General features: G+C 63.1%; 2 protein-coding genes and 1 pseudogene. 1 reads left to right on the top strand and 2 read right to left on the bottom strand.

All coding sequences use genetic code 11. The annotated features are described in order from the left end of the window. Positions 1–58 precede the first annotated feature (58 nt). A complete protein-coding gene (locus ROTAS13_RS23500; RefSeq protein ID WP_216348736.1) occupies positions 59–757 on the bottom strand; it encodes an alpha/beta hydrolase in 699 nt (232 codons plus the stop codon). A 386-nt stretch (positions 758–1,143) separates the two neighbouring features. After that, on the bottom strand, positions 1,144–1,812 hold the full coding sequence (locus ROTAS13_RS23495; RefSeq protein ID WP_019460535.1) for a FadR/GntR family transcriptional regulator: 669 nt from the start codon (positions 1,810–1,812) through the stop codon (positions 1,144–1,146). Between the two features lie 180 nt (positions 1,813–1,992). Here ROTAS13_RS23495 and ROTAS13_RS26705 point away from each other — a divergent pair. Further along, a pseudogene (locus ROTAS13_RS26705) lies at positions 1,993–2,075 on the top strand (IS5/IS1182 family transposase); the annotation flags it as partial.

The raw sequence follows: 2,075 nt of genomic DNA, 5'->3' as shown, positions 1-2,075 counted from the left end.
ACATCGTCGAGACCGGCAACGATAGTTGGCGATTCAAGAACCGCGCCTGAACGCCCCCTCAACACACCTCACAAGAGGGTCCCTTTTGCGTGCCGATCTGGGGTCCCAATTCAGTGCCGATTGACAGCGCGGCCCAATGCTCGCTGTCGTAGCGTGCGCAAAGGCCGTTCAGCCGGCTCGCTTCGCCGCTGCCGGGCTGATCTACGACGAGACTGGCGACACCACGGCGGGCGAGCATGGCGGGAAGGCCGACCGCATACTTCATTTCCTTCGTGCTATCGAGGCCATTGACCTGGACCAGCACCGGCTGGCGGCCCGCCACGCCCTCGGCCCGCACGTAGAGTGCGGCAAGATGGGCTCCCTCATAGGGGATCTCGACGCGCTCGCAATTCGCGCCTGTCAGGGTGATCCCGCGAATGAACAGGTCGAGCCCCCGCTTGTAGAGCGCGAGGCGGTCAGGTGCCCCATGTGCCTGCAGCCGCTCCGCCGTGGCGAGATAGATCGAAGCGCGCAGATACTTCTCTCCTGCCGAGAGCATCCGTGCACTGCCCTCGTCCTCCCGCGCGAGGTCCGCGAGCTTGCCGGCCATCCGAGCCCAGACGGCGCGAAAGGCCCACGTGCCCTCGGCATCGGGATGCTTCGACGCCTCGAGCAGAGGCGCGCACATCTCCTCGATTTCTCCCATTCTGGCGCCGCTTTCGATCGCCAGATCGACGGACAAATTCCACACGTAGTTTGCGGGGAAATACTTGAACATGTTCTTTCCCGATCTCCGCCCTCCCAGACGGTTCGCTCTGACCGGCCTTTCTCGGTGGAAGCTAGCCTATGGCCAAGGATTTCAGAAATGAATAGTTTCAATCATACGAATGAACTGTATGAATGAATCGATTGCACAGCTTGCTGGCATTGACAGATTCCATTTTTGGGGCCTGGTCCGGCGCCACTACCATCGCACCGGCTCGGTCCGGCGCCACCGTCTGACGGCCGAGGGGAGGAATAATGAAACTGGCAACCTTGTCTCTGGTGTTCCGTCGCGATGTATGCCGGCCACATGCACCTCCACGATCCGGCATGGATGGGATGTCGCTTGCACGACAGCGCGCTCCGGTTTGGTCCCGTTGATTGGTGTGTGGCGCAGACGTACTAGCGCAGCCCGAACAGGCGATCGCGCACGCTGATCAGATGTGCCCGCATCAGCCGCTCGGCCAGGGCGGGATCGCGACGGCCGATGGCGCGCACAATCTCTTGGTGTTGCGTGGTAGTGTCGGCAAGCGGCAACTCGCCCACGAACACGTCCTGCAACCGGGCATCGAGTCCTGTTCGGCCATGCGCCCGCAAGGTCTCGTAGAGGAGCGTCAGCAGACTGTTGTGCGTTGCCGTGGCGATCAAACGGTGCAGCCTCTCGTCCTGTCGCTTCCACTGCGACAACTGCCGGGCGGACCGCATCTCGGCCATGCAGGCCTCGAGGTCGGCGATATCGGCTGGCCGCGCCATGATCGCCGCTCGCGACGCCAGCAACGGCTCGATAAGGAGGCGCGCGTCCATGATCTCGTTGAGGCTCGCGCCATCCAGCCACTGCTGCGGTGACGCCGGCGGCGCCGGGCGGCCGACGAAGGTGCCCTTACCCACGTGTCGCCAGATCGTCCCTTCGGCTTCAAGCCTTTTCAGCAGGGTGCGCAGCCGTCCGCGCGACATGCCCACCTCCTCAGCCAGCCGTGGCTCGGGCGGCAACTGGGTCTCGTCCTCCAGCGCCTCGATATAGGCGCGTAGCCGCGTCATATCCTGGTCCTGGTTCAGTTCCACGTCACCCATCATCCACCTCGGCTCGCCCGAAGATTAGCGGGCAGTGCAGGACGCATCAATAAATCAATTGACATGATTCAATATGCGATGTTGAAGCGCTCTAAGAACCCGTTTCATAACGGCTGAGGCGGGGTGAGCGGCGGGAGTTCTGCGCGTTCGGAGGGTGTCTGACGTCCTTCGAGGTGGCCCATGTGGACCCCTGCCGCCCGCGCGCAGCTTGCGCGCGGCTCCCAGCCTTATGCAACGTGCCTGACCGATGCCGAGTGGGCCCT

It is taken from the genome of Roseomonas sp. TAS13, from assembly GCF_001950415.1.
GTDB lineage: Bacteria > Pseudomonadota > Alphaproteobacteria > Acetobacterales > Acetobacteraceae > Roseomonas > Roseomonas mucosa.
This window is presented reverse-complemented; position numbering and strand designations above follow the sequence as displayed.

Coding starts and splice junctions, on each gene's coding strand:
- ROTAS13_RS23500 (WP_216348736.1), bottom strand. CDS start 757: ATGTTCAAGTATTTCCCCGCAAACTACGTGTGGAATTTGTCCGTCGAT.
- ROTAS13_RS23495 (WP_019460535.1), bottom strand. CDS start 1,812: ATGGGTGACGTGGAACTGAACCAGGACCAGGATATGACGCGGCTACGC.